Origin of the sequence: Acinetobacter sp. HY1485, from assembly GCF_027568475.1 — a bacterium.
Lineage (GTDB): Bacteria > Pseudomonadota > Gammaproteobacteria > Pseudomonadales > Moraxellaceae > Acinetobacter.
In genome coordinates this window covers 1-26436 of sequence record NZ_JANKZG010000008.1, presented here as the reverse complement: position 1 = coordinate 26436, position 26436 = coordinate 1, and the positions used below count along the sequence as shown (strand labels likewise).

Below are 26436 nucleotides of genomic sequence, written 5' to 3'. Positions count from 1 at the left end.
CAGCTATGTGTGGTCGTGAAAGCATTGAATATCTGCAGCAGTTGATGGCAAATATGATGCAGGATATTACAAAAAATACAGTTGAGATTGCTCAGGCATTAGAAAAATTGCTTACTCAATATATGCGTCACAAACACGATATGCGTGATTTACTTACACTACCTGTTAAACAAAAAGTACAAACTATCATTCAAAATCAGCTTAAACAATGCAAATATGCTGATGGAGCAGGCTTTGCAAGCCATATTGAAGATAAAGATTATTGGATTTTAGAGTGGTGGTTTAAACAAGCAGATGCGGATACACATCGGTATTTCGAAATTGATCAAAGTACACAACAGCGTTTAGATTTTAGAACTTTTGAATGGTTTCAACAAACAACATTAACTCACAAAACATATATCCATGGTCCTTATGTAGATTATGTATGCAGTACCAATACAGCTTATACCACCACCACAGCGCATCCTATTTTATACAACGGAAAATTTATGGGTGTTGCTGTCTTGGATGTTTTAATTTCTACGCTTGAGCATTACCTATTACCCACATTAAATAAAATTAAACATGCAATTGTCATTACCAACCAAGATGGGCGTATTGTACTTTCCAATGTGCCTAAACTAAGAACGGGCAGTATAATTAAACTACCCGCTAAACTTGTTTTTGCAAGTGAGATTCACCCATTTAAAATTTTGGTCATCTAAGACAGACGGTTTTGGCGCATTTGGTTCGCATGTTCAATTGCATCATCTTCAGGTGCAGTTGATTTACCATAAGGTTTAGCAATAAACATATAAAGTAAACCGCTGATGATTACGATACCTAAGCCAATCATTACAATCCAACGATCAATAATACTTGCGCCATCGGCAGGTTGTACCAGTAAATAAATGGCAAATACACCATAAGCCAATGCAGCAATATTAATGATGATACCCCAAGCCCCGACCGACCATTCTCCCGCAGGTTTCCAACCTTTTAAGCGTTGGCGTAGTGCGGCTAAAACGACCATTTGAAATGAGACATAAATTCCAACTACTGCAAATGCAGTAATACGCGCAAGGTTATCAGGTGTGAAATACACCCATACACAAAATACTAAAGGTAATAAACAACTTACAATCATGGCATGGTCAGGCACACCTTGTTTAGAAAGTTTAGACAACCATGTACTTTTAGGAAGCATTTCATCACGGGCAAAGGCAAACAATAAACGGCTTAGCGCAGCTTGCAACGATAAAATACAAGACAACATTGCAACCACAGCAATGGCAATAAAAATTTGTGCTCCTGTTGGTCCAAGTGCTTCTTGTAAAATGGTTGGAAGTGGGTCTGTAATTTTGCCAGATACAATGTCGGGTAAATTAGGTGATGCAAGTAAATAACCCAATACAGATACCACAGCAGAAATTGCACCAAAGACAATACTTAAAATCATGGCAACAGGAATTTGTTTACTTGGGTTTTTCACTTCTTCTGCAACATTACCGCAAGCTTCAAAACCAAAAAACATAAATAAACCTAATAAAGACGATGCTAAAAACGCTGTGGTATATGAACCATTACTTGCGATGGCACCCATGCTATCAAATACCACCGAAAACGGTTGTGCGCGATGAAAAATCAGTAAATAAATACCTAAAGCCACTACACTTAAAATTTCACACCAAAAGCCCAAACGTGCCACGCGTGCTAAATTTTTTGTGCCTGACATATTGATACCCATCACACCCAACAATAAAACCACAGAGGTAATAAGTGTATTTAAAGGAGAGGCATCATAATGAAATAAATTGGCGACAAAGCCTGCACTGTATTCGGCAATAGACGTTACGGTCACCACCAATGCCCATAAATATACCCATGCCGCCATCCATGCATATTTACGTCCCCATAAACGCCGTGCCCAAGGGTAAAGCCCGCCTGTGATGGGGTATTGCGAGGCAGTTTCGCCAAACACAATTGCAACTAAAAGTTGACCGCCTGCTGCAATTAAAATCCACCAAATAGAAGGTGGTCCTGCAAGGGTAATGGCAAGAGCAAATAAAGAGTAAACTGCCGTAAGTGGCGAAAGATAGGTAAAACCCAAAGAAAAATTAGAAATAAGACCAATAGAGCGTTCAAATTGTGACGCATCTTTGTCTAAGGTATGTGCAATATTTTTTGCACCATCTACGGCATGTTGAAGTCCGTCTTGAATAGGATGTTCGCTCATCGTGTTTCCCTACATAAAATAATAAGATGGGAATAAAAACATAAAACAGCTTATGTATATGTTTTTAATTTGACTTTTATTTTACGAGGGAACGAGAGCCACTTTTCATGTTTATATCAGAGCCAATTAAAAAAGGCTTGTTAAATAACAAGCCTTTAAATTTAACGAGGACCGCCACCGCGTGGACCACCTTCGCCATGTGGCGCACCGCCACCACCGTGTGGACCTCCTAACCAAAATGGGTCAAGCAAACAACAACCTGTACTCATTAAGGTAGTAACAAGAAGCAAACTGCCTATTATTTTTTTCATGATATATCGCTCAAACTAAAAAGACATCATAAAAAAGAATTAAGGTTTAAAAATGAATGTGGTTGAGGTTTTGCGCACAGTACTTTTGAATATATTTTGTGATGGTCTGCATTTTTAAAGATTGCGTTTGCCAATGATGCCAATACAAACTTACTTCTATGCTTAACGTTGGGTCTAACACTTGAAGCGATGTAGACTGCAACTGATATTCAGGTACCATGCCATAACCTAAATGATATTCTACAGCCTGTACAAAAGACTCAGACGATGGAATAAGATGATATGGATATGCCGTTTTAAGTAAACCAAAATGCTGTAATAAAATTTCATGGTGCATATGGTCTTTATCATTAAAAATAACAGCAGGTGCATATCTTAATGCTTCACGGTTAAGCCCTTGAGGAAACCACTTTTTTATAAAAACTTTAGACGCCACCATCTGATAACGCATTGATCCTAAAAAATGAACCTTGCATCCTTGCATGGTATGAGGTTTGGTTGAAATACAAGCATTGACTTGCCCACTTTGTAATAAATGATGCGTTTGAGTTTGATCATCTACATGCAAATTTAAAATAATATTTTCTTGAATGAGTACCTTGGCAAGTGCAGGTAAAAGCCACGTTGCAAGCGTATCTGCATTGGTGGCAATAGAAGCTTTAAAAAAATCTGATTGATCAAGTTTGCCATTAAATTCAGATTTTAAATCTTGCTCAAGTAAGCGAATTTTTTTGAGATGTGTGAGTAAGGTTTGCCCTGCATGCGTGGGTTTGCAGGGACGTTCTCTGAGTAATAAAACTTGTCCCAAATCTTGTTCTAAACTTTGAATACGTAATGAAATCGCAGATGCAGTGACATGTAATTGTAAACTCGCTTGTTCAAAACTTCCTGTCTCAATAACGGCTAAAAAGGCATCACACTGCTTTGCGTCTAACATTACATACCCTAAATTATATTTAGGTTAGCTTAGTCTTTCTTAGTTTTATTTAAAAGAGATTTCATTTAAGCATAATCAGCTTTTTAACAAGATGAAACGGCTTATGTGGACAGCATCTTTAATACAAGGTTTTATGATGGGCGCAAGCTTAATTATTGCTATTGGTACTCAAAATGCACACATCATTAAAATGGGTTTACAACGCCAACATGTGGCATTAAGCATAGGACTATGTATTTTATGTGATGTACTTCTAATTACTTTAGGTGTGATGGGGTTAGGGCATTTTATTCAGCAACATCCAGTTTTATTAGAGATTACACGTTGGGGTGGGGTTATTTTTTTATTGTGGTATGCCTTTAATGCATTAAAAAATGCATGTGCCTCACAACATGCCTTACACGTTACAGGCACGCAAATGATGAGCAAAACCACCGCCATTAAAATTGTATTGGCAGTGTCACTTCTTAACCCGCATGTATATTTAGATACGGTGGTGCTTTTAGGTGTTTTAGGGGCACAACAAAAATCACCCTTGTTGTTTAATATAGGTGCGATTACAGCATCGGTCGTTTGGTTTAGTTTATTAGGTTGGAGTGCACAAAAATTAGCCTCTTACTTAAATAAACCAATTATGTGGCGTTTTATAGATGCAGGCATTGCCTGTATGATGTTGATACTTGCAGGAATTTTAATATTTAAATAGGGATATTGATGAAACTACATATTGTATTGTTAGGTGGAAAACACGAGCGCGCTAATGTTGAAGTACATGACGTACGTGCTGTAATTTGTGAAGAAATAAGCCAAGCCTATGACACCCTTAAAAAACAGTGGTTTGGTACACCTAAAGGTATGCATATTGATGGTTGGATGACCATTCATGGGGTAGAGCATGATTGTGTGGCTTATCAAGTTCAGATTTCAGATCAACCTTCAGCCTCAACGCTTAAACCTTATCTAATTAACTTAGGTGCTTATGTTGCAAGCGAGTTTGGCGAGGTACATAAATACTTAGTAGTTGCAGGACATAATAAAACCGATGCCAAAGTACAAGGCAAAAAAGCCATCGAACAACATTGGTATAAACCACATACCGATGCTGTGGTAGATGTAGATGAATGTATTGAACTGAGTTTAATAGACCAAAAATACATACATTTGATAGAAGGTACATATAGCCAAAATACCTTTAAGAATGACTATATTGTGATTGGTTAAACAGTTTAAAATACAAAAATGACCACAATTTTTGATATTTGAATGACGCAAAATCACAAACAACAGCAACATTTGCTTGAGCAACTCAGTGCCATTGCAGAAGGTTTAAGCCGTACGTTTAAACCTTTTTGCGAAGTGGTGGTGCATGATCTAACCGAGCCAAATTCGGGGATTTATACGATTTATAATCCGTTATCTAATCGTCAATCTAAAGATGCACTGACAGCGTTAGGGCAAGCACGCCAAGCTGATGCCAAATATCCGCAAATTGTGGCAAATTATCCCAATAAACTTGCCGATGGACGCCAACTTAAAAGCACATCGGTAGGGATTAAAGATGAAGCAGGCAATTATGTTGCGGCATTTTGTATGAATGTTGATATATCGGTATTTACCACAGCACAGCAGATGCTAAGTCAGCTCACGGCTTTTGAACAACCTGAACAGAAAGAAACGCTTTATACGCTTACTTTAGAAGACCTCCAACAATACATACAAAAATTTGCTGTTAAACAAGCAACGACTGTACAAGCCTTAAAAACCCCGCAAAAAAAACAACTATTACAAGAACTTAAACAACATGGTTTTTTAGATATTCGCTTATCAATAGATACCATTGCTCAAACATTAGGTGTGTCTAGAACCAGTGTGTATGGTTATTTAAAATAAATTTTATGATTGATCTATATTTAATATCCATCAAATACTTAAAACAAAAGTAGCAATCTATTGCTTATTTAAATTGGCTTTAAACCTAATTGAAGCCTCAACTGTAATTTATTCAGGATATCAAAGGGATATATAGTTTTTTCGCATCGTACAAAATTTAAAGTTTACAAAATGTCCAAAAATGAATAAATTGTAAATATTAGATAAGGAGATTAAGATGCGATTACCAACCTATCAAGATGTGCAAGATGCAGCACAACATATTCAGGGTGTGGCACATCGTACCCCTGTACTAACATCACGCACTTTAAATGAAAGATTAGGATGTGAAGTTTTTTTTAAATGCGAAAATTTGCAACGAGTAGGTGCATTTAAATTTAGAGGTGCATTTAATGCCTTATCTAAATTCACTAAAGAACAAAAACAAAATGGGGTTATTGCGTTTTCATCGGGTAATCATGCTCAAGGTATTGCTTTGGCAGCTCAAATTTTAAATATACCTGCTATCATTTTAATGCCTCAAGATGCACCTAAAACAAAAGTAGAAGCGACTCAAGGTTATGGTGCTACTGTTATTTTTTATGATCGTTATACACAAAATAGAGAGCAAATTGGGCAACAGATTGCTCAAGAAAAATCAATGACATTGATTCCATCTTACGACCATGCCGATGTGATTGCAGGACAGGGAACGGCTGCAAAAGAGTTATTTGAAGAAGTGGCACAGTTAGACTATTTATTTGTAGGGTTGGGTGGCGGTGGATTACTTGCAGGTACCCTACTTTCTGCACATGCATTGCAACCTGATTGCCAAGTGTTTGGCGTAGAACCGCAAGCAGGGAACGATGGTCAACAATCCCTTAAACAAGGCAAGATTATTCATATTGATACCCCACAAACCATTGCTGATGGCGCACAGGTTCAACATTTAGGTGAGCTAACATTTCCAATTATTCAAACCCATGTGCAAGCCATTGATACCGTAAGTGATGATGAACTTAAAGACGCCATGCGCTTTTTTGCTGAATGTATGAAAATAGTGGTTGAGCCTACGGGTTGCTTAGGGCTTGCAGCGATTATTAAAAATAAAGCGAAACTTCAAGGCAAACGTGTCGGGTGTATGATTACAGGTGGCAATATTGATTTAGTACGTTATGCAACATTACTTGCATCTTAAATATTAAAAACCCCAATCATTTGATTGGGGTTTTTAGTTTTATTCTACTGTAACCGACTTAGCTAAGTTACGTGGTTGATCCACATCTGTACCACGTAATACAGCCACATGATAAGACAATAACTGCACAGGAATACTGTAAACAATTGGGGCTAACCACTCGTTTACACTTGGGATACTCACCACATGCTGACGTTCTTTGCCTTTAACACCGCTGTGTTCATCTGCAAATACAAACAGCTCTCCGCCACGCGCTTGTACTTCTTCCATGTTCGATTTTAATTTATCTAACATATCATCTTTAGGCGCTAAAATTACCACAGGCATGTCGTTATCAACCAATGCAAGTGGACCATGCTTAAGCTCGCCTGCGGCATAACCCTCTGCATGAATATACGAAATTTCTTTGAGTTTTAATGCACCTTCAAGTGCAATTGGATAATGCGTTCCACGACCTAAAAATAGACAATGTTGCTTTTCTACAAACAATTCAGAAAGACGTAAAATTTCATTATTTTGTTGTAGCGTATCTAAAAGCACTTTTGGACAATGCCATAACTCACTTGTAATATCGGCAATTTGTGTTGCGGATAAGCGTTGTTTTACATGCCCAATTTTAAGCAATAACAACATTAAAGCAGCAAGCTGTGTGGTAAATGCTTTGGTAGATGCCACACCAATTTCAGGACCTGCAAGCGTAAGTAAATGATGGTCTGTTTCACGTACCATAGATGAGGTTGCGACATTACAAATGGTCATAGTTGCAATATTGACACCTTTTGCAACAGCACGTTTTTGTGTATCACGCAGTGCTGCTAACGTATCTGCTGTTTCTCCTGATTGAGAGATGCAAATATAAAGTGTGCCATCAATAATGACAGGCGAGCGATAACGGAACTCACTTGCAATTTCTACTTGGCATGGCACATCAATGAGTTGTTCAGACCAATACTTTGCAATCATCCCTGCGTGGTAACTTGTACCACAGGCAATAATTTGAATTTGTTGAATCTTGGCAAAATCAGCTTCGGCAAGTTGTAAAAAGTCATCACGCAACGCATTGCCGTTAAGTGCTTGAGAAATCGTTTGCTGAATCGCTTCAGGTTGTTCGTAAATTTCTTTAAGCATGTAGTGCTTATATTCGCCTTTAGATGCAGTGCTAACCGTTGCATCTAATTCTTTTACAGGGCGTTCTACAAGTTGGTTACCATGGGCAAACACCTCTACACTAGTACGTGTTAAACGTGCAATATCACCTTCTTCTAAATACATAAAGCGATTGGTAATGGGCAATAACGCAAGTTGGTCAGAACCAATAAAATGCTCGCCAATACCCACACCAATCACCAATGGTGAGCCTTCACGTACGGTAATGAGCTCATCTGCAAAATCGGCATGGACAATACCCAAGGCAAATGCACCTTTTAAACGAGGTACAACGCTTTGTACGGCACTGAGTAACGTGGTATGTGTTTTTAGTGCTTCACATACTAAATGGGCAACCACTTCGGTATCTGTTTGTGAGCTAAACACATAACCTAATTGCTCTAATTCTTCTTTTAGTTCTGCGTAGTTTTCTACAATACCATTGTGTACCACAGCCACTTTATTTGAAGTATGTGGATGTGCATTGGCTTCGGTTGGTTTGCCATGCGTTGCCCAACGTGTGTGTGCAATGCCTGTATTACCCACAACAGCATGTTCTTTTACTGCTTGCTCTAAATTCACCACTTTACCGACACGGCGTTCACGGAAAATTTGATTATGATGGATCACAGCCAAACCTGCCGAGTCGTAGCCACGGTATTCTAAACGCTTCAAACCTTCAATTAAGATATCACTGATATTTCTTTCGGCAACGCCACCCACAATACCACACATAAATCTTACCTCTTATTTCTGAGCCTTTTGAGGGCGTTGATAGTTTGCTTTTTCGGTTTGTTGTGCACGTTCAAAAGCAAGCGTATGGTCTGCTACATTGCGTGTAATGACAGAGCCTGCCCCAATGGTTGCATAGTTGCCAATCTGAACAGGGGCAACAAGCGAACTATTAGAACCAATAAATGCATGGTCGCCAATAATGGTTTTGTGCTTATTTGCACCATCATAATTACATGTGATGGTACCTGCACCAATGTTACAGCCTGTACCCACTTGGCTATCACCTAAATATGTAAAGTGATTGGCTTTAGAACCTTGTCCAAGTGTTGAGTTTTTTACTTCTACAAAGTTACCAATATGCACATCGTTGGCAAGTACAGCCCCCGGACGTAAGCGAGCAAAAGGACCAATCTGCGTATCTTCACCTACAACAGCCGAGTCAAATACGCTATACGGTTGTACTTTTGTGCCCGATGCAATTTTAGTGCTTTTAAGTACACAGCCTGCACCAATTTCTACAAAATCGCCTAGCTCGCAATGACCTTCAATAATCACGTTGATGTCGATTTTGACATCTTGCCCCACTTTAACAGAACCACGTAAATCAAAACGGTTTGGGTCTGTGAGGGTGACACCTTCACGCATTAAAGTAAGTGCTTGCTGTTTTTGAAACTCACGCTCTAATGCAGAAAGTTGTACCCGATCATTCACACCTTCTACTTCAAAGGCTTGTTGTGGTTGAATCGATGCAATTTCTAAACCGTCTTGTACAGCCATTTCTACAATATCCGTCAGATAATATTCACCTTGCACGTTATTGTTAGATAGACGAGGAAGCCATTGATGTAATTTTGCATTTTCAACGCAGTAAATGCCTGTGTTAATTTCTTTAATCTGACGTTGTTCGTCTGACGCATCTTTATGCTCAACAATGGCTTGTACTTTGCCATTGGTGCGGACAATACGCCCGTAACCTGTTGGGTCTTCAACATTGAGTGTAATCATGCCAATGCCTGTTTCTTTGGTGGCATTAAGCAGTTGTTCTAATGTTTCTTTGCGTACAAGAGGTACATCGCCATATAAAATTAGTGATGTACCTGTATGAGGCAGTATAGGAAGCGTCATTTGTACTGCATGACCTGTACCAAGTTGTTCGGTTTGTTCAACCCAATCAATATTTTCTTGAGCAAAGGTATTTTTAACTAAATCACCACCATGCCCAAAAATCGTAATGATATTTTGTGCATGTAATTGTTTAGACGTTTCAATCACATGTCCAAGGAGTGGTTGCCCTGCCAAAGGTTGTAATACTTTAGGGAGGTGGGAACGCATACGAGTACCTTTACCCGCTGCTAAAATAATCACAGTTGTTGACATAGTTACCCTACAAATAGGCTTATACAAGCCATAGATAAACAATAATGCACAGTGCTGCCCATGCCCCTGCAATGAGGTCATCCAGCATAATGCCAAAGCCACCTGCTACTTTTTGGTCTGCAACACGGATAGGCCAAGGCTTCCATACATCAAAAATTCGAAATAGCACAAAGGCAATCAATGACCATTTTATATCAATTAGATTAAAATAGATTAAAGGCAAAAGCGTAATGGATTGTCCTGCAAATTCATCCCAAACGATGCGTCCATCATCATGCACATTCATAATTTTGGCAGTATGGTCACAAATATAAATACCCACGACCGACATGATGGTAATAAGAATGACAGACAGGGTAAATCCGCTGATTAACCACAGAGGAATAAACAGTAATGCAAACGCAGACCCCCACGTACCCGGTGCTTTAGGCATGAGCCCTGAACCAAAGCCCACGCCACAAAACACAATAAAACGGTCATACCAAGACATTGCTTGGAAATTAAGTGAAGGTTTATGCAAAGTGTTGGTATCCGTGTAAGTCTAAATCTATTGTTTTATTTTGGTGTTGAAATATTAAGCCAGTATTTTTTTGAATTTTCCCAATTACACTGATTTGGGTTTGTGGATGTTGTTGCATTAATTTTTTATAGTTTTCAGGCGAAATAGTAAAACATAATTCGTAATCATCACCACCTGCAAGTGCATATTGCCATTGTTCTTGAGGGGTAAGTTGTTGCAAGGTGTCGCTTAAAGGTAAGTGTTCTAAATCTAAAATAGCACCTACATGGGATGCTTTTAAAATATGTCCTAAATCTTGTGCTAAACCATCAGAAACGTCAATCATACTTGATGCGTAGTTTTTGAGTTGTTGCCCAAGTTCACAGCGTGGTGTTGGATAATCAAGGCGTTGTTGTAATGAATGCCCTAAATGTTGTAAACCAAAAGCCGCGTCGCCCACAGTACCACTGACACAAATGAAATCGTCTACGTTTGCACCTGCACGGGTAATGGCTTGGTTGTGTTCAATCCAGCCAAGCGCAGTGACTGTAATAGTGAGAGTTGGGTTTTGTGTGGTATCACCACCAATAAGTTGTACATTATATGGATTACAACAATCTGCAAGTCCACGGCTAAATTCTTCAAGCCATGTGTCGGTGAGTTGTGGTGCACTAATGGCAAGTAAAATACTGTGTGGAGTGGCACCCATTGCTGCGATATCAGATAAATTAACCGCAACACTTTTATAACCAATGGCATGAGGCGTGGTTGATAAAGGAAAGTGGCGCCCTGCAACAAGGGTATCTGTACAGATGACCAATTGTTGATTAATAGGTGGGGTCAGTACGGCTGAATCATCACCAATGCCAAGCGATACATTAGATTGCGTTGCTGTTTTAAAGTAACGATCAATAATCGAAAATTCAGCCATACAGTACGCCTAGCTTATGCTTGCTTTTCAGCTTGACGTAGTGTTTGTGCTAAACGGTCAAGTACACCGTTTACATATTTGTGACTGTCTGCACCACCGAAATGTTTAGCAAGCTCAATCGCTTCATCTAAAACAACGCGATATGGAATTTCTGCATGGTCACGAAGTTCGTATGCACCTAAACGTAATGTTGCCAATTCAACACCATCTAATGCACTAATTTCACGGTCTAATACAGGTTTCAGAAGCTCATCTAATACGTCAGAGTCTTCTACAACTTGTGTTAAAAGCTCGTGGTAGTAGCTTAAATCTACTTTGTGCATTGCATTTTCAGTGCGTGTACGAGCTTCGATTTGGTGTACAGGGTTTTGGCTCATTTGCCATTCATAAATACCTTGTACTGCAAAACGGCGTGCTTTACGTTTAGCAGCATAAACTGCTTGTTGTGTTTGTGACATCGATTAAATTGCCTTTAACAAGTTAACCATTTCAATAGCAGTAAGGGCAGCTTCGCTACCTTTATTGCCCGCTTTTGTGCCAGAGCGTTCAATGGCTTGTTCAATGCTGTCTGTGGTTAAAACACCATTGATCACAGGCAAGCTTGATTCTAAACCAACCACGCCTAAGCCTTTTGCACATTCACCTGCAACAAAGTCAAAATGAGGTGTGCTACCACGAATTACGGCACCAAGCGCAATAATGGCGTCATAAGATGAAGTGTTTGCTAATTTTTTAGCAACAACAGGAAGTTCCCACGCACCAGGTGCATGGATAACAGTAATATTTTCTTCAGCAACGCCATGACGTTTTAATGTGTCGATTGCACCTTCTAAAAGATGTTCAACGACAAAACTGTTGAAACGCGCAACTAAGATCGCATAACGTCCTTCGCTCGCGAGATGGAGTAGACCTTCAATACGGCGAATAGCCATAGACAACCTCGATTAATCAGTGATTTGATCGGCAGAAATGTATTCTACCACTTCTAAATTAAAACCAGATAATGCATTAAAACGTAAAGGGGAGCTTAAAAGTTTCATTTGCTCAACGCCTAAGTCTTTTAAAATCTGAGCACCAACGCCTGTGGTTTGGTACTGCTTAGATAGTGCCGCATTGGCTTTACCTGTTTTTTGTACCGTTAACGCATCAATGGCAGTGCCTAAATCGGTTTGGTGTTGCTGACCAATCCAAACCAATACACCACGTTCACTTTGTGCAATGGTTTTTAACGCTTGATCAAAGTTCCATTGTGCTTCATTACCTGCCGATTTTAAGCGTAGTAAGTCGCGTGTAGGGTTAAAGCCATGCACACGCACAGTGGTCACACCTTGCTTTGGCTCACCTTTAACCAAGGCTAAATGGGTTTCTGGGTTACCTTGTTCTTTATAGCGATAAAGTTCAAAGTTACCGTATTCGGTTTCAATACTTTCTTGGCTTAAACGCTCAACGGTTTGTTCATTCGTCATGCGGTAATGAATTAAGTCAGCAATTGTACCAATTTTTAGACCATGTTTTTCGGCAAATTTTTCTAGATCTGGACGGCGTGCCATTGTGCCGTCTTCTTTAATAATTTCACAGATTACAGAGGCGGGTTCTAAGCCTGCAAGGCGTGATAAATCAGAGCCTGCTTCGGTATGTCCTGCGCGGTGCAATACACCACCTGGTTGCGCCATAAGTGGAAAAATATGCCCCGGTTGTACAATGTCGCTTGGTTTAGCGTGGGCTGCCACCGCAGTACGGATGGTATGGGCACGCTCGGCAGCAGAAATACCTGTGGTAATCCCATCTGCCGCTTCAATAGATAGGGTAAAGTTAGTACCGTGCTGTGCGCCGTTTGCATCTACCATCAGGGGTAAGTTTAATTGCTGACAACGATCTCGGCTAAGTGTTAAACAAACTAAACCACGAGCATGCGTAATCATAAAGTTGATATCTTCTGCACGAACATGCGTGGCAGCCATCACAAGATCGCCTTCGTTTTCACGGTCTTCGTCATCCATTAAAATGACCATTTTGCCTGCACGAATATCTTCGACGAGCTCTTCAACTGTATTGAGCGACATCAACTTCACCTTAATTTGATTGCGCACGCGTTCCTACGCGGGCTGTGTTCTTTGGTTATTTTAGCAATTTTTGCAAACTTTTGCCTATGTTTCGATAGGTGTTTGCAATTACTCATTTCAAGATAAAACAAATAAGGGGCTTTTAAAAGGGGGCTTGCTGTTGTTGTGTGTTTCAAATATGCAATGATAAGTAAAAAAAGACCCAACATAATGTTGGGTCTAGAGGCTTATTTAAAGGTATTTTGTTTGGGTTTTTTGCCTTTTAAAATATCGGTTCTAAAGGCTTCGACACGCTCTACATAGGCTTCGCTCATGCCTGAGATAATATAGGCATGGCGTGTGAGTAGATTGCTTGGATTTGGAAAGTTAATCAGTTTGTAATGATCGCTTAGTTTTTTAAGCAATGTTGCGTTTAGGTACAACGCACTTTCTTTGGCACTTAAAGATTGTGCAAGACGCGTTGCTGCTTGTACGGCATCAAGTTGCATATCTTCTACCATATTGGCAGTGGCACAGCGTGTTTGTAGTACAAAACGTTTTTCTTCACGGTAGCGTTTGTAAAGGACTTCTGAAAGTACCTGAAAGACGTTCCCAATCATAATCAAGCATTCTGCAACGTTTGGATTTTTTGCGTCCACACTTAAAGTAATGCCATTTTGATCGAATGTGCCTAATTGCTCAATTAAACTGCTATCTATACGGTAATGTGCGCTACATAGTTCGATACTTTTTTCTAAAAAGAGTTGGCATAAATTAAAGTACGGCACAGCCACAGACTGACTCACTGAACTGAGCAGTTGTTTAGGATCATAAAACTGAATATTAAGCGCAATACTATGTTCGTTTGGTACAAAAGTAGGTTTAGTGAGTTGCTTGGGTTGTGGTTGTTGTGCTTCGTTTACTGCTAGAACGCTAGCCTGTTTTTCTTGTTCTAACGCGTCGGTAAGCTCTTGGATTTTTGCATGTAATGATGCATCGTGTTGTAAGCGCGCTAGATATTCGCTACGGCTTGGACGTGCAATTGCACGGTAAGCTAACCACAACAATGCATGTAAAATTAAAGATGCAAAAATGGCAAGCCATTCGGTACGTAAAATTTCGCCTAAACTTGGTTTAATCAGTGTAATTTCAACACGCCCAACTTTACGGTCATTTTGAAGCGCATCACGGGTAAAAACATCACCTGTACGGGTTTGCTCCATACCACTTTGTGATAATACTTGATTGGTCGCACTTAAAATTCGGATAGATGCCACACTAGGATTGGTTGCATAACGGTTGGTAAGCAGTGCCAAAGAAACGGTATTGGCAGGTTCCATTTCATGCAAACTGTCAGTCACAAGCTGACTGGTCATGAGTTGTCCCTGATTAGTACGGTTCTCTTGTAACTGATGGGTGGTTGCAATAACCAATAAGACCGTTTGTAGTGCAAAACTTACAATCAGCAGGCTAGCAAATAGCCCTTGTCTAGGTGCATTCAAGGTAAATTTCCAAGGCAATTTGTTTCGTTTTTGATGATGATAACCATAGTTGCCACGTTCTTGTGAGTCAATGTAATAACATCATCTTTATGTTCTATTTTTTTAAAAAAAAGACTTGGAACTTACAACAAGTGCAGTTTTTTTAATTTTAGATTGTTGATCAGCCACATTGTGAAGTAAAGTGAAAAACACATGACTTTATTGTGGGTAATGTTAAGTGTTATTTTAGCATACCCCTTGCTTGTTTACATTGGAAGAAGATTAAAATCGTATGGAACACATTCGCTATATTTTTACCTTGATTGGACGTCATTTAACAGCCGAGCATCATCAAGCGGTTGATACCTTATTTCAGCAATATGATATTCAATCAAACAATGTAAAACAGTGGGCAAGTCAAACACCATATCAGGTGAGTTATTTTGAAGTTACGTCTGCATTACCCATTGAGCAATTAAGAACATTGTGTTTAAGTTTTTCAAATACCCATCATATTGATTTAGCCGTACAAACATTTACAACCTTGCCACACCGTTTAGTTTGCTTTGATATGGATTCAACTTTAATTGGGCAAGAGGTGATTGACGAGTTAGCAAAAGAAGCAGGTATTGGCGAACAAGTTGCCGAAATTACAGAGCGTGCCATGCAAGGTGAGCTTGATTTTGATGCAAGTTTCCGTGCGCGTGTGGCACTGTTAAAAGGCTTAAATACGGATGTGTTAGCTAAAATAGCATCGCGCTTAACCATCAATGAAGGTGCAGAACGTCTGATTAAAACATTAAAACAGCAGGGATATCACACTGCCATTTTGTCGGGTGGGTTTGAATATTTTGCGCGTTTCTTACAAGAAAAATTGGGTATTGATGAAGTTCATGCCAATACCTTAAATGTTGTTGATAACGAGGTAACGGGCGAGGTAACGAGTACCATTGTAGACGGCGCACGAAAAGCATTTTTACTGCAACAGATTGCCAACCAACAAAATATTGCCCTTGAGCAAGTGGTAGCAGTGGGTGATGGTGCAAATGACTTACCCATGTTGGCACTTGCCAATTTAGGTGTGGCGTACCATGCTAAACCGTTGGTACGTGAGCAAGCCAAACAAACATTATCTTATGTTGGGTTAGATGGTGTTTTAGATTTACTCAATGCACAAGCCTAAATTAAGCGATAAAGCTAACCGAATAAATCAATGATTAGATAAAACAGTGGCAACGCTTTTGCCTACCATGCTTTAACAAAATAGAAATATTTAAAGCGACAAGCTGTGTCGTTTTAGATAAGAAATACCCTTTTTTTTCGGGATATTTTTTGCATAATGCCACTAGCAAGAAGAAATAAAAAGTGAATTTCACTTTCATCCTTTTGCGATTTCTTTCACATGTGGAGGTTTTATGCTAACAGCACATTTTGCCAGCATTGTGGGATTGAGTCTGATAGGAATTGCGCTTGTCGCTGTATTTGTTTCACCCCATCGCCATTGGCTTAGCTTTTTGGCAGCAGGGATGGTTTTTTGGAGTGCGGTAGAAGCCATTCGTTTTGGGGTACAATTTATATTTGAATTGTCGGTCATTAACAGTTATCTGTTCTCAGTCATACTTTCTTTAGGCTTAATGATGGGGCTTTTGTTGTATTTAGATAAGCTCTCGCAAAAAACAGCAGCCAAACGGCAATTTATTGAACATACACCTGTGTGTGATGATGAAAAAGCCTAATGATCAATTCAAACTGATTTGACACTCTATCTCAGAATTGATAATTTTTTAAGCAAGGATTGCCTGTGAAGCAATCCAAAGTGTTGGTATAGCTCACTTATGCCAACGTGTCGGGGGAGTCTTGCCATCAAGACTGAGAGGCTAAAAATTGGTTAGCGACCCTTTGAACCTGACCCAGTTGATACTGGCGTAGGAAGACAAAACACTGCCTTTAAAGGCGGTGCCGTCCCTCCATTATCATGGGTCTCATTGACGAGACACCCACATGTATTTTTTATTTGATGCGTGGTACCTGTAATGACATGGTCTATTTTAGGCAGTGGCGTAACAGGACTATGTGTTGCAACTGCATTAACCCAACAAGGCGAAAAGTGTGAGGTGATTACCTCAGATACTGTAGCCGCATCACATTGGGCAGGCGGTATGCTTGCACCGTATTGCGAGGCAGAGAGCGCACCTGCTGAAGTCACAGAACTAGGTTTAAAAGCAATTGCATGGTGGCAACAACAACTTGGTACAGTGCAAAAAAATGGCACATTGGTGGTTGCTCCTCAACGCGATACGCAAGAACTGCATCGCTTTGCTCAAATGACGCAAGCACACAGATGGGTAAAACCGCAAAGTATTGAGCCTGATGTGGCTGATCATTTTGAAAAGGGCTTATTTTTTGCAGATGAGGCGCATTTAGACCCACGTTTGGCTTTACAACAGCTACGGACAAATTTAATACAACAAGGCGTTGAGTTTCATCAGGGAAAACCTAAAGGCACTGTGATCGATTGCCGTGGTATGGCATCTGCAGATGAGCTACCAAACCTACGTGCAGTGCGTGGGGAGATGTGTATTTTACAGACCTCTGATATTGAGTTTTCACGCTCGATTCGTTTTTTACATCCTCGTTTTCCCTGCTACTTAGTGCCTCGTGCTGAGGGTAAGTTTATGTTGGGGGCAACCATGTTAGAAAGCCAAGATGCAGGCAAAATTAGCGTAAGAGCGATGCTCGAATTGCTGACATCGGCATATATGTTAAATCCTGCGTTTGCAGAGGCAAAAATACTTGAGACAGGCACAGGTTTACGCCCATCGTTTCCAAATAACTTACCTGATATTGAGTTTAAAAACGGCACCTATTTTGTGAATGGGATGTACCGACATGGCTTTTTACTTGCGCCCATCATGGCAGAAAAATTGGTGCAATTGATTAAGGGAAATATATGAATATTGTTTTAAATGGGCAAAGCATCAATACCGCATGTTCTAACTTAAAAGACTTTTTGCTTGAGCAATCCATTGATATTACCTGTGTGGCAAGTGCCATTGATGGCGATTTTGTGCCACGCCGTTGTTATGAAGAAACACAATTAGAAGACAACATGAAAATTGAAGTTGTTGCACCCATGCAGGGAGGTTAAGCCATGTTGTATGATTTTCCATTACAGTCACGCCTTTTATTGGGTACGGCAGGCTATCCATCTCCGCATATTCTTGAGCAGTCTATCCAAGCCTCACAAACGCAAATTATTACCGTCAGTTTACGCCGTGAAGGTATGGCGGGTGGCGCGCAATTTCGGCAACTCTTACAGCAAGCCAATACCAAAATTTTACCCAATACGGCAGGGTGCTATAGTGTAAAAGAAGCAGTAACCACCGCCCATATGGCAAGAGAAGTATTTGATACGCCATGGATTAAACTTGAGGTGATTGGACACGCAGACACATTACAGCCCAATCCATTTGGTTTGGTAGAGGCTGCACGTATTTTATGTGAAGAGGGTTTTCAAGTTTTTCCATATACCACAGAAGATTTAGTACTTGCCGAAAAATTGGTTCAAGTCGGTTGTAAGGTTTTAATGCCGTGGGCATCGCCCATTGGTTCGGGGCAAGGGCTTCGTAATATTGAGGGGTTACGTGCAATTCGTGCTTATTTTTCGGATATTCCCTTAATTGTAGATGCAGGAATTGGTGCACCAAGCCAAGCCACTCAAGTCATGGAAATGGGCTTTGATGCTGTGTTACTCAATACCGCTGTGGCAAAAGCAAAAGACCCCATTCAAATGGCAGATGCGTTTAAACATGCCATTGTGGCAGGGCGAATGGCATATGAAGCAGGTTTAATGCCAAAACGAGATATGGCACATGCATCTACCCCTGCTTATGGTTTAGCAGACCTTTTTTAGGACACCATTATGCGTTACAGCAGACAAACTCAGCTTGTAGAAATTGGCGAGCAAGGACAAGAAAAACTTCAAAAAGCACGTGTATTGGTGGTTGGTGCAGGTGGTTTGGGTTGCCAAGTGCTTCCTTTATTGGTGGGTGCTGGTGTGGGGTATATCCGCATTTATGATGCCGACCAAGTCGATGAAAGTAACTTACACCGTCAAACTTTATATAAAATGACGGATGTTGGATTACCCAAAGTACAGGCAGCATGGCAAGCATTACATGCGTTAAATCCAAGTGTAGACATTGATATCTATCAAACACGACTATTACCATCTAATGTGCAAACCGCTTTAAATAACATCGACTTGGTAGTGGATGCCGCAGATAATTTTGTGACCACTTATGTTTTATCAGATGCCTGTGTAAATGCAGATCTACCGTTGGTCAGTGCATCGGTGATTGAGCGTCATGGATATGTGGGAGCGTTTTGTAAAGATGTACCAAGTTATCGAGCTGTTTTTCCACATACTCCTCAGCAATCTGGAAACTGTAACACCCAAGGGGTGATGGGGTCTGCTGTGGCGGTGGTAGGTGCAATGCAGGCACAGATAGCCTTGAGTCTTTTATTAGATTTTCAGCCTAGTGTATTAGGGCAATTGTTTAAGTTTGACTTTGTGACTTGGCAAAATACCAAAATGAGTTTTAAGCGAGCAGAAGAACCTGAGCAGATTATTTCTTTTATTGATAGTACAGCATTAACACCACATGACTTTGTGATTGAATTACGTAGTAACCAAGAATTATTGACAGCACCGTGTGTAGATTATTCAATCAAAGTATCTTTGCAAGATACAATTGATTTGAACTTACCTCAAAAACGGCTTGTTTTGGTATGTAAACAAGGGGTGCGTGCTTTAAAATTGGCAAGCCAGCTTCAACAGCAAGGTCATCAAAACATTGCAGTTTTGGCAATGGGCGAGTAAAGACAAAATTTAACGATACAAACTGTGAATATGCTAGGATAATAGGTAAATGAGCAAAACTATAATAGGCTTGTCCCGTATGAATCTTTCACGTATTCCAGTTGTTAAATTACCTATCATTAACTTAACAACCGATCCTTTAGATGTTTTGGTGGCTGCAATTGTTTTAAGAATGAAACAATTAGCAAAAACAAATCCTAAATTTATCGAGCTATCGCACGACCGCCAAATTCGTCTACAAATTAGCACGCAAGCAGGTATGTCACGTCAAATTATTGTGAACGAAGGTAAAATTGATACCGCAGTGGGAACACCTCAACTTGCCGATTTAGTACTGACCTTTAAAGATAGTGACCATGGTGTAAAAACGCTGATGAAAGGCGAACCTTCTGCCTTTATGACAGGTATTCAAGATGGTTCGATTAAAATGGAAGGCGATTTTTCGTTGTTAGTTTGGTTTAGTAAAGTCGCACGTTTATTGCCGCCGAAATTACCATCTGCGTTAGACAGCAAAGTAAAACGTGTTCGTGCATTTATTCGTAAAAAAATGGGTTAATCCTATTTACTATAAAGCCCTATATTGATAGGGCTTTTTTTATATTTCTAGATTAAATGTAACAGGTCCATCGTTAACTAAATGGACTTTCATGTCTGCACCAAAAATACCTGTGGCAACATATGGATATCTTGTTTTGGTGTATTCGACAATTTGGTCATACAGCATTTTTGCCTCTTGAGGTGGCATTGCATCACCAAAATCTGGACGTAACCCCTTTTGTGTTTTTGCCATTAACGTAAATTGAGAAACAAGTAAAATTTCACCTTGTGCTTGTTGAATATTCCATCCCATCTTGCCTTGTTCATCATCAAAAATACGGTATTTTAAAATCTTATCAATCAGCTTTTTGCCTGTTTCTAAAGTGTCTGTTTGGCTAATTCCTAAAAAGACCAAAATCCCTGTTTTAATTTCGCCAATATTTTGTTGATCAACTAAAACTTGAGCTTCTAAAACTCGTTGTAATAAAGCACGCATAATATTTAAAACTTAATAAAAAATACAAAAAATTATAACGGTTAAATAAAATTATAAACGATTAATATTTTTGTAATGTACATGTTTTTATAATCACTTAAAGCAATTATGAAATCAGAAAATATTTTTTATTCATAATGTCAGTAAAAATGAATATCAAAATCGTCTCAAAATTTACATTTGTTAACATAATTTTTGTCTAAAAAAATCATAACTCTAGTTAATTTTACTTAAGAATAAAGGATTGATTTTGTAGATTTAGGCGCTGATTTTTGTATTTTTATGTTATATAAGCAAGATACGTAATATATAAAAAACGATACGTTTGGAAATCAAAATATGAACAAAATATATAAAGTAATATGGAACGCAACGTTAGGTGCTTGGGTTGTGGCATCTGAACTAGGAAAATCTCATAAGAAAACAACAAAAACCGTTGTAATGGGAACACTCACTACGGTGATGTCGATTACATTTGCACCACAAGCTTCTGCTAACATAGCCAATGTAACTTTAAATGGTTCGGCAAGTTGTGCAGCAGGTACAACACAAGTTGTTTATTCTAGAACAATAAATGGAACTAAAGCGCAAGCAACAGATGGTAGTGGAACTTACTCTACAGTAATTGGCTGTAGTGCTAATGGAAATAATAATTTAGCGGTTACTGCTTATGGTGCTTTAGCAAATACCACAGGTGATGGAGGAGCTGCGTTTGGTTTTAATGCTTCTGCAGCAAAATGGGCTGTTGCAACAGGTATTGATAGTTTAGCAAGTGGTGTTGGAGCTATAGCAACAGGTGCAGGAACTACAAGCTCCGGTGCTAGTGCAGTTGCGATAGGACAAGACTCTACCGCTTCAGGTGCCAATAGTACAGCAATTGGTAAAACAGCAGTTGCCTCTGGTAGTGACTCAATTGCAATGGGTACAAATTCAAAATCTGCAACAACCAGTTCAGTAGCAATAGGTTTAAATACAGATACTACAGGTACTACACGTTCGGTTGCTATTGGTGAGGGTGCATCCACAGCACCTTCTTCTTCATCAAAAACAAACGGACAGTCTGTTGCAATTGGTAGTCAAGCAAAAGCTCCAGGAGATCAATCAGTTGCTATTGGTAATGATGTAAAAGCAACGGGTAATTCTAGTGTTGTAATTGGTGGTGATGATGTTAATAGCGTTATTGATTCATCGGGTAGTACCTTTACAGCAATTACAGGTAAAACTTTAACAAAGTCAAATTATGTTGCTACAGAGGCAGGCGAAGGTGGTACAGCTGTAGGTGTTCAATCTAGTGCAAAAGGTGCATTTGCATCTGCATTGGGTTTAACTGCAAATGCATCTGGTGATGCCTCAGTTGCTTTGGGAACGAATTCTCAGTCTACAGGGAAAGGCGCTTTAGCAATTGGTGCGGTTTCTAACGCATCTCAACAAGGCAGTATTGCTGTTGGTATTAATTCAACTTCATCGGGTACTAATGCAACGGCTATCGGTTCTGGCAGTACATCGGGTGGTGGGGCACAAGCAACAGGTGAAAATGCCACAGCTATTGGTAGTGGTTCTAGTGCATCTGCAAATGGTACAGCCATTGGTACAGGGTCAAAAGCAACTCAAGCTGGTGGTGTTGCTATTGGTACAAACTCTGTTTCTAATGTTGCATCAGGCGTTGCAGGCTATGATCCAATTACAGGCAAAGCAACAACAGATACAACCAATACATGGAAATCAACACAAGCTGCTGTAGCAGTGGGCGATACAAGTAATAATATAACGCGTCAAATCTCAGGGCTTGCAGCAGGTACTAATGATTCTGATGCAGTAAACGTGGCACAGCTAAAAAAAGTAAAGACCTATGCTGATAACTTAGGAACAAGTACGGCAACTAATCTAGGTGGTGGTTCAACATTAGACACAACAACTGGTAAAGTGACGGCACCAAGTTATAGTGTAAATGGTTCAAATGTTACAAATGTAGGGGCTGCAATTACAGCTTTAGATAAAGGTTGGACATTACAAACAGATGGTGCAAATGCTGCTGCTGTAAAAGCTGGTGATACCGTTGATATTGGTGTTGCAAGTGGTGAAAAAAATATTGTTGTGAGTAAGTCTGGTAATACCATTGATTATAGCTTAAATCCTAATTTAAATGTAACAAGTGTGGTTGCAGGTAATAGCACTTTAAACAACAATGGTTTAACAATTGCAAATGGACCATCTGTTACCTCATCAGGTATTAGCGCAGCAAATAAAACAATTAGTAATGTTGCAGCGGGTGCTTTAAGTTCTACATCTACAGATGCAGTGAACGGCACGCAGCTCAATCAAACAAATCAAAATGTAACAGCAGCACAAAATGCTGCAACTGCTGCACAAGCGACAGCAGATAAAGGTTTAAGTTTTGTTGGTAATACAGGTACAGCAGTTAATAAAAAGTTAGGCCAAACACTTACCATTAAAGGTAATGGCTCAAAAACTGATGATCAGTACAGTGCCAATAACATTAAAACAACTGTAGACAGTAGTGGCAATATTGTTGTCATGCAGGATAAAAATTCGACATTTGATAGTATTACAACGGGTGATTCCGTGCTAAGCAGTAATGGCTTAAGTATCACCAATGGGCCAAGCATTACAAAGTCGGGTATTAATGCAAATAGTACAAAAATTACCAACCTTGCTAATGGCACAGATGACAATGACGCAGTAAACAAAAGTCAATTGACGACGGTTGAACAGGCAGCTAAAGACAGCGCAACAAACTTAGCAAATAGTACAGCAAGTGGTTTAGGTGGTGGAGCAACGTATGATGCAACAACTGGAAAAATTTCTAATCCAATTTATAGTGTAAATGGTACAAGTGTTAATAATGTTGGTGATGCAATTACTGCTTTAGATAAAGGTTGGAATTTACAAAGCAATGGTAACCAATCTGCTGCGGTTAAAGCAGGCGATACTGTTGATATTGGTACGGCAGATGGTGAAAAGAACTTAGTTGTTGATAAATCAGGCAATAATATCAAGTACTCTTTAAGTAGAACATTAGATGTTGATAGTGTAACTGCTGGTGACACGGTAATAAGTACAAATGGTTTAGTAATTGATAATGGTCCATCTGTAACGAAGTCTGGTATTAGTGGTGGTGGTCAAACTGTTTCAAATATTGCAAATGGAGAATTAAGCTCAACTTCAACAGATGCAGTAACAGGAAGTCAACTTAATCAAACGAACGAAAATGTCACAGCTGCACAAGCGACCGCAGATAAAGGCTTAAGCTTTACTGGGAATACGGGTATAGCAGTTAATAAAAAGCTAGGTGAAACGCTCACGATCAAAGGTAGTGGTACAAAAACTGATGATCAGTACAGTGCAGATAACATAAAAACCACCGTAGATAGCGATGGCAATATTATTGTCATGCAGGATAAAAATTCTACATTTGATAGCATTAAAACAGGTGATACAACATTAAGTACAAATGGTTTAGCGATTGCTAATGGACCAAGTATTACTCAATCTGGGCTTAACGCAAATAATACCCAGATCACTAATCTTGCTGATGGAACATCAAGTACAGATGCAGTGAACAAAGGTCAACTTGACAGTATTGCAAATACTTTAAGTAATAAAGGCTTAAACTTTACAGCGAATACGGGTAATGCGTTGCATAAAAACCTAGACGAAACGCTAGGTATTGTGGGTGAGGGTGAAAAAGATGCAACGGAATATAGTGCAAAAAATATCAAAACCAGAACAGATGACAATGGCAACATTGTTATCATGCAAGACAAAAACTCAAGCTTTGATAGCATTACAACAGGTAACAGTAAGCTTGATACAAATGGTTTAAAAATTACGAATGGCCCAAGCATAACTACATCTGGTATTGATGCAAATAATACAAAAATTACAAATGTTGCAGCGGGCACTAATTCAACTGATGCAGTTAACAAAAACCAGTTGGATCAGGCAACAAAATCAGGTGACACAAAGAACAATAACTTGGGTACTAGCACAGCAGCTAATTTAGGTGGCGGTGCAACTTATAATTCATCAACAGGTACTATTTCAAGTCCAACATACACAGTAAATGGTGCAAGTGTTAATAATGTTGGTGATGCGATTAGCAAATTAGATCAAGGATTTGATTTATTTACAAATGGTGCATATGGAACAACTATAAAAGCTGGTGATACGATTGATATCGGTACAGTAGACGGGGAAAAGAATTTAGAAGTTACTAAAACTGGTAACACTATTAAATATAATCTCAAACGAGATTTAGATCTTGATAGTGTACAAGTGGGCAATACTGCAATTACTTCTGATGGTCTGAGCATTAATAATGGCCCAAGCATCACTCAAACGGGCATTAATGCAAATAATACAACTGTAAGTAATGTTGCTGCTGGTCAAAAAGACACAGATGCGGTCAATAAAAAGCAATTAGATACATTATCAACTACTTTAACAAATAAGGGGTTGTCGTTTACAGGAAACTCAGGGAATACAGTATCTAAAAAACTAGGCGAGACACTGACTGTTAAAGGCACAGGCACTAAAGCAGATGACCAGTACAGTGCAAACAATATCAAAACTACAACAGATGCCAATGGTAACTTGGTGGTGATGCAAGACCGTAACTCAACATTTGATAGCGTAACCGCTGATGATGGTAATGGTAACAGTACGGTTCTAAATACATCAGGTACGACTGTTAAAGATGCATCAGGCAATACAGCAAATTATGGTGCTAAAACAACCAGTTTAACAGATGGGACTAATACCACCACAACAACAGCGTCAGGCACTACAGTTGACAATGGCAAAACCAAAACCACTGTGGGTGCAGATACCATTACGGTTGGACAAGGTGCAAATCCTGTTGTCATTAATGGACAACAAGGTACGGTAACAGGTTTAACCAATACCAATTGGGATCCATCAACAGTACAAACTGACCGTGCAGCGACAGAAGGTCAAGTATTACAAGCAACTTCTAACTTAGATGGCACAGTGACACAGCGTGGTCTTAACTTTGCAGCCAACAGTGGCGATGTGGTTCATAAAAACCTTGGCGAGACACTGACTGTTAAAGGCACAGGCACCAAAGCAGATGACCAGTACAGTGCAGACAATATCAAAACCACCACAGATGCCGATGGCAACTTGGTGGTGATGCAAGACCGTAACTCAACATTTGATAGCGTAACCGCTGATGATGGTAATGGTAATAGTACGGTTCTAAATACATCAGGCACGACTGTTAAAGATGCATCAGGAAATACAGCAAATTATGGTGCTAAAACAACCAGTTTAACAGATGGGACCAATACCACCACAACCACAGCGTCAGGCACTACAGTTGACAATGGCAAAACCAAAACCACTGTGGGTGCAGATACCATTACAGTTGGACAAGGTGCAAACCCTGTTGTCATTAATGGACAACAAGGTACGGTAACAGGTTTAACCAATACCAATTGGGATTCATCAACAGTACAAACTGACCGTGCAGCGACAGAAGGTCAAGTATTACAAGCAACTTCTAACTTAGATGGCACAGTGACACAGCGTGGTCTTAACTTTGCAGCCAACAGTGGCGATGTGGTTCATAAAAACCTTGGCGAGACACTGACTGTTAAAGGCACAGGCACCAAAGCAGATGACCAGTACAGTGCAGACAATATCAAAACCACCACAGATGCCGATGGCAACTTGGTGGTGATGCAAGACCGTAACTCAACATTTGATAGCGTAACCGCTGATGATGGTAATGGTAA

At 39.6% G+C, this 26436-nt stretch carries 24 protein-coding genes, 1 pseudogene and 1 riboswitch; of the genes and pseudogenes, 13 read left to right on the top strand and 12 right to left on the bottom strand.

Translation table 11 applies throughout. From position 1 onward, the window contains the following. Positions 1–5: 5 nt before the first annotated feature. Complete coding sequence (locus tag PCI70_RS09490) at positions 6–707, top strand: PDC sensor domain-containing protein (protein ID WP_269915096.1); 702 nt, start codon at positions 6–8, stop codon at positions 705–707. On the opposite strand, the gene PCI70_RS09485 is transcribed toward PCI70_RS09490, so the two are convergent. The 3 genes from PCI70_RS09485 to PCI70_RS09475 all read right to left on the bottom strand — a co-directional run bounded on the left by PCI70_RS09485 (position 704) and on the right by PCI70_RS09475 (position 3466). Beyond that, complete coding sequence (locus PCI70_RS09485) at positions 704–2218, bottom strand: APC family permease (RefSeq protein WP_269915095.1); 1515 nt, start codon at positions 2216–2218, stop codon at positions 704–706. The genes PCI70_RS09490 and PCI70_RS09485 overlap by 4 nt on opposite strands. A gap of 161 nt (positions 2219–2379) precedes the next feature. Next, positions 2380–2529 carry a hypothetical protein gene (locus PCI70_RS09480; RefSeq protein WP_269915094.1) on the bottom strand — a complete coding sequence of 50 codons (150 nt, stop codon included), beginning with the start codon at positions 2527–2529 and terminating at the stop codon, positions 2380–2382. Between the two features lie 46 nt (positions 2530–2575). Continuing rightward, a complete protein-coding gene (locus PCI70_RS09475) occupies positions 2576–3466 on the bottom strand; it encodes a LysR family transcriptional regulator ArgP (RefSeq protein WP_269915093.1) in 891 nt (296 codons plus the stop codon). 91 nt (positions 3467–3557) lie between these two features. On the opposite strand from PCI70_RS09475, the gene PCI70_RS09470 reads away from it, so the two are divergent. The 4 genes from PCI70_RS09470 to PCI70_RS09455 all read left to right on the top strand — a co-directional run bounded on the left by PCI70_RS09470 (position 3558) and on the right by PCI70_RS09455 (position 6533). Then, entirely contained in the window at positions 3558–4172 is a 615-nt protein-coding gene (locus tag PCI70_RS09470; protein ID WP_269915092.1) for a LysE/ArgO family amino acid transporter, read from the top strand. 8 nt (positions 4173–4180) lie between these two features. Further along, a complete protein-coding gene (locus tag PCI70_RS09465) occupies positions 4181–4687 on the top strand; it encodes a DUF1543 domain-containing protein (RefSeq protein ID WP_269915091.1) in 507 nt (168 codons plus the stop codon). Positions 4688–4729: 42 nt separating this feature from the next. Further along, a complete protein-coding gene (locus PCI70_RS09460) occupies positions 4730–5356 on the top strand; it encodes a helix-turn-helix transcriptional regulator (RefSeq protein ID WP_269915090.1) in 627 nt (208 codons plus the stop codon). 217 nt (positions 5357–5573) lie between these two features. Beyond that, complete coding sequence (locus PCI70_RS09455) at positions 5574–6533, top strand: threo-3-hydroxy-L-aspartate ammonia-lyase (RefSeq protein WP_269915089.1); 960 nt, start codon at positions 5574–5576, stop codon at positions 6531–6533. 39 nt (positions 6534–6572) lie between these two features. Here the strand turns inward: PCI70_RS09455 and glmS are convergent, their stop codons facing one another. From glmS to PCI70_RS09415, 8 genes are all read right to left on the bottom strand, one after another. Beyond that, positions 6573–8414, bottom strand: a complete 1842-nt coding sequence (gene glmS, locus PCI70_RS09450) for a glutamine--fructose-6-phosphate transaminase (isomerizing) (protein ID WP_269915088.1) — start codon at positions 8412–8414, stop codon at positions 6573–6575. 12 nt (positions 8415–8426) lie between these two features. Continuing rightward, complete coding sequence (gene glmU / locus PCI70_RS09445) at positions 8427–9791, bottom strand: bifunctional UDP-N-acetylglucosamine diphosphorylase/glucosamine-1-phosphate N-acetyltransferase GlmU (protein WP_269915087.1); 1365 nt, start codon at positions 9789–9791, stop codon at positions 8427–8429. Between the two features lie 19 nt (positions 9792–9810). Continuing rightward, a complete protein-coding gene (locus tag PCI70_RS09440; protein ID WP_269915139.1) occupies positions 9811–10281 on the bottom strand; it encodes a phosphatidylglycerophosphatase A family protein in 471 nt (156 codons plus the stop codon). 22 nt (positions 10282–10303) lie between these two features. Beyond that, positions 10304–11221 (bottom strand): thiamine-phosphate kinase, encoded by a 918-nt coding sequence (gene thiL, locus PCI70_RS09435; RefSeq protein ID WP_269915086.1) that lies wholly within the window; start codon positions 11219–11221, stop codon positions 10304–10306. 14 nt (positions 11222–11235) lie between these two features. Next, positions 11236–11679, bottom strand: coding sequence for a transcription antitermination factor NusB (nusB, locus tag PCI70_RS09430; protein WP_269915085.1), 444 nt, complete (start codon positions 11677–11679; stop codon positions 11236–11238). Positions 11680–11682: 3 nt separating this feature from the next. Then, a complete protein-coding gene (gene ribH, locus PCI70_RS09425) occupies positions 11683–12153 on the bottom strand; it encodes a 6,7-dimethyl-8-ribityllumazine synthase (RefSeq protein ID WP_269915084.1) in 471 nt (156 codons plus the stop codon). Positions 12154–12165: 12 nt separating this feature from the next. Then, positions 12166–13284: a bifunctional 3,4-dihydroxy-2-butanone-4-phosphate synthase/GTP cyclohydrolase II gene (gene ribBA, locus PCI70_RS09420; protein WP_269915083.1), complete on the bottom strand. Its 1119-nt coding sequence runs from the start codon at positions 13282–13284 to the stop codon at positions 12166–12168. Between the two features lie 227 nt (positions 13285–13511). Then, positions 13512–14765 carry a hypothetical protein gene (locus PCI70_RS09415; RefSeq protein WP_269915082.1) on the bottom strand — a complete coding sequence of 418 codons (1254 nt, stop codon included), beginning with the start codon at positions 14763–14765 and terminating at the stop codon, positions 13512–13514. A gap of 283 nt (positions 14766–15048) precedes the next feature. Between PCI70_RS09415 and serB the strand changes: the two are divergent. From serB to PCI70_RS09380, 7 genes and pseudogenes are all read left to right on the top strand, one after another. Further along, a pseudogene (gene serB / locus PCI70_RS09410) lies at positions 15049–15927 on the top strand (phosphoserine phosphatase SerB); the annotation flags it as partial. A 232-nt stretch (positions 15928–16159) separates the two neighbouring features. After that, positions 16160–16480 (top strand): AciT family ciprofloxacin tolerance protein, encoded by a 321-nt coding sequence (aciT, locus tag PCI70_RS09405; RefSeq protein ID WP_269915081.1) that lies wholly within the window; start codon positions 16160–16162, stop codon positions 16478–16480. A 102-nt stretch (positions 16481–16582) separates the two neighbouring features. After that, a riboswitch (TPP riboswitch) is annotated at positions 16583–16693 on the top strand. An 84-nt stretch (positions 16694–16777) separates the two neighbouring features. Further along, a complete protein-coding gene (locus tag PCI70_RS09400) occupies positions 16778–17698 on the top strand; it encodes an FAD-dependent oxidoreductase (RefSeq protein ID WP_269915080.1) in 921 nt (306 codons plus the stop codon). Continuing rightward, on the top strand, positions 17695–17892 hold the full coding sequence (gene thiS, locus PCI70_RS09395; RefSeq protein ID WP_269915079.1) for a sulfur carrier protein ThiS: 198 nt from the start codon (positions 17695–17697) through the stop codon (positions 17890–17892). The genes PCI70_RS09400 and thiS overlap by 4 nt, the downstream gene beginning before the upstream one ends. Before the next feature lie 3 nt (positions 17893–17895). Continuing rightward, a complete protein-coding gene (locus tag PCI70_RS09390) occupies positions 17896–18657 on the top strand; it encodes a thiazole synthase (protein ID WP_269915078.1) in 762 nt (253 codons plus the stop codon). A 9-nt stretch (positions 18658–18666) separates the two neighbouring features. Continuing rightward, positions 18667–19626, top strand: coding sequence for a HesA/MoeB/ThiF family protein (locus tag PCI70_RS09385; protein WP_269915077.1), 960 nt, complete (start codon positions 18667–18669; stop codon positions 19624–19626). Between the two features lie 79 nt (positions 19627–19705). Further along, positions 19706–20182 (top strand): SCP-2 sterol transfer family protein, encoded by a 477-nt coding sequence (locus PCI70_RS09380; RefSeq protein ID WP_269915076.1) that lies wholly within the window; start codon positions 19706–19708, stop codon positions 20180–20182. A gap of 39 nt (positions 20183–20221) precedes the next feature. Here the strand turns inward: PCI70_RS09380 and dtd are convergent, their stop codons facing one another. Then, positions 20222–20659 carry a D-aminoacyl-tRNA deacylase gene (gene dtd / locus PCI70_RS09375; RefSeq protein ID WP_269915075.1) on the bottom strand — a complete coding sequence of 146 codons (438 nt, stop codon included), beginning with the start codon at positions 20657–20659 and terminating at the stop codon, positions 20222–20224. 339 nt (positions 20660–20998) lie between these two features. Here dtd and PCI70_RS09370 point away from each other — a divergent pair. After that, positions 20999–26436 (top strand): ESPR-type extended signal peptide-containing protein (locus PCI70_RS09370; RefSeq protein WP_269915074.1); only part of this gene is annotated, 5438 nt, incomplete at its 3' end.

Bases quoted from the DNA above. Each gene is read 5' to 3' on its own strand.
- PCI70_RS09490 (WP_269915096.1), top strand. From the start codon at position 6: ATGTGTGGTCGTGAAAGCATTGAATATCTGCAGCAGTTGATGGCAAAT.
- PCI70_RS09485 (WP_269915095.1), bottom strand. From the start codon at position 2,218: ATGAGCGAACATCCTATTCAAGACGGACTTCAACATGCCGTAGATGGT.
- PCI70_RS09480 (WP_269915094.1), bottom strand. From the start codon at position 2,529: ATGAAAAAAATAATAGGCAGTTTGCTTCTTGTTACTACCTTAATGAGT.
- PCI70_RS09475 (WP_269915093.1), bottom strand. From the start codon at position 3,466: ATGTTAGACGCAAAGCAGTGTGATGCCTTTTTAGCCGTTATTGAGACA.
- PCI70_RS09470 (WP_269915092.1), top strand. From the start codon at position 3,558: ATGAAACGGCTTATGTGGACAGCATCTTTAATACAAGGTTTTATGATG.
- PCI70_RS09465 (WP_269915091.1), top strand. From the start codon at position 4,181: ATGAAACTACATATTGTATTGTTAGGTGGAAAACACGAGCGCGCTAAT.
- PCI70_RS09460 (WP_269915090.1), top strand. From the start codon at position 4,730: ATGACGCAAAATCACAAACAACAGCAACATTTGCTTGAGCAACTCAGT.
- PCI70_RS09455 (WP_269915089.1), top strand. From the start codon at position 5,574: ATGCGATTACCAACCTATCAAGATGTGCAAGATGCAGCACAACATATT.
- glmS (WP_269915088.1), bottom strand. From the start codon at position 8,414: ATGTGTGGTATTGTGGGTGGCGTTGCCGAAAGAAATATCAGTGATATC.
- glmU (WP_269915087.1), bottom strand. From the start codon at position 9,791: ATGTCAACAACTGTGATTATTTTAGCAGCGGGTAAAGGTACTCGTATG.
- PCI70_RS09440 (WP_269915139.1), bottom strand. From the start codon at position 10,281: ATGTCTTGGTATGACCGTTTTATTGTGTTTTGTGGCGTGGGCTTTGGT.
- thiL (WP_269915086.1), bottom strand. From the start codon at position 11,221: ATGGCTGAATTTTCGATTATTGATCGTTACTTTAAAACAGCAACGCAA.
- nusB (WP_269915085.1), bottom strand. From the start codon at position 11,679: ATGTCACAAACACAACAAGCAGTTTATGCTGCTAAACGTAAAGCACGC.
- ribH (WP_269915084.1), bottom strand. From the start codon at position 12,153: ATGGCTATTCGCCGTATTGAAGGTCTACTCCATCTCGCGAGCGAAGGA.
- ribBA (WP_269915083.1), bottom strand. From the start codon at position 13,284: ATGTCGCTCAATACAGTTGAAGAGCTCGTCGAAGATATTCGTGCAGGC.
- aciT (WP_269915081.1), top strand. From the start codon at position 16,160: ATGCTAACAGCACATTTTGCCAGCATTGTGGGATTGAGTCTGATAGGA.
- PCI70_RS09400 (WP_269915080.1), top strand. From the start codon at position 16,778: ATGACATGGTCTATTTTAGGCAGTGGCGTAACAGGACTATGTGTTGCA.
- thiS (WP_269915079.1), top strand. From the start codon at position 17,695: ATGAATATTGTTTTAAATGGGCAAAGCATCAATACCGCATGTTCTAAC.
- PCI70_RS09390 (WP_269915078.1), top strand. From the start codon at position 17,896: ATGTTGTATGATTTTCCATTACAGTCACGCCTTTTATTGGGTACGGCA.
- PCI70_RS09385 (WP_269915077.1), top strand. From the start codon at position 18,667: ATGCGTTACAGCAGACAAACTCAGCTTGTAGAAATTGGCGAGCAAGGA.
- PCI70_RS09380 (WP_269915076.1), top strand. From the start codon at position 19,706: ATGAATCTTTCACGTATTCCAGTTGTTAAATTACCTATCATTAACTTA.
- dtd (WP_269915075.1), bottom strand. From the start codon at position 20,659: ATGCGTGCTTTATTACAACGAGTTTTAGAAGCTCAAGTTTTAGTTGAT.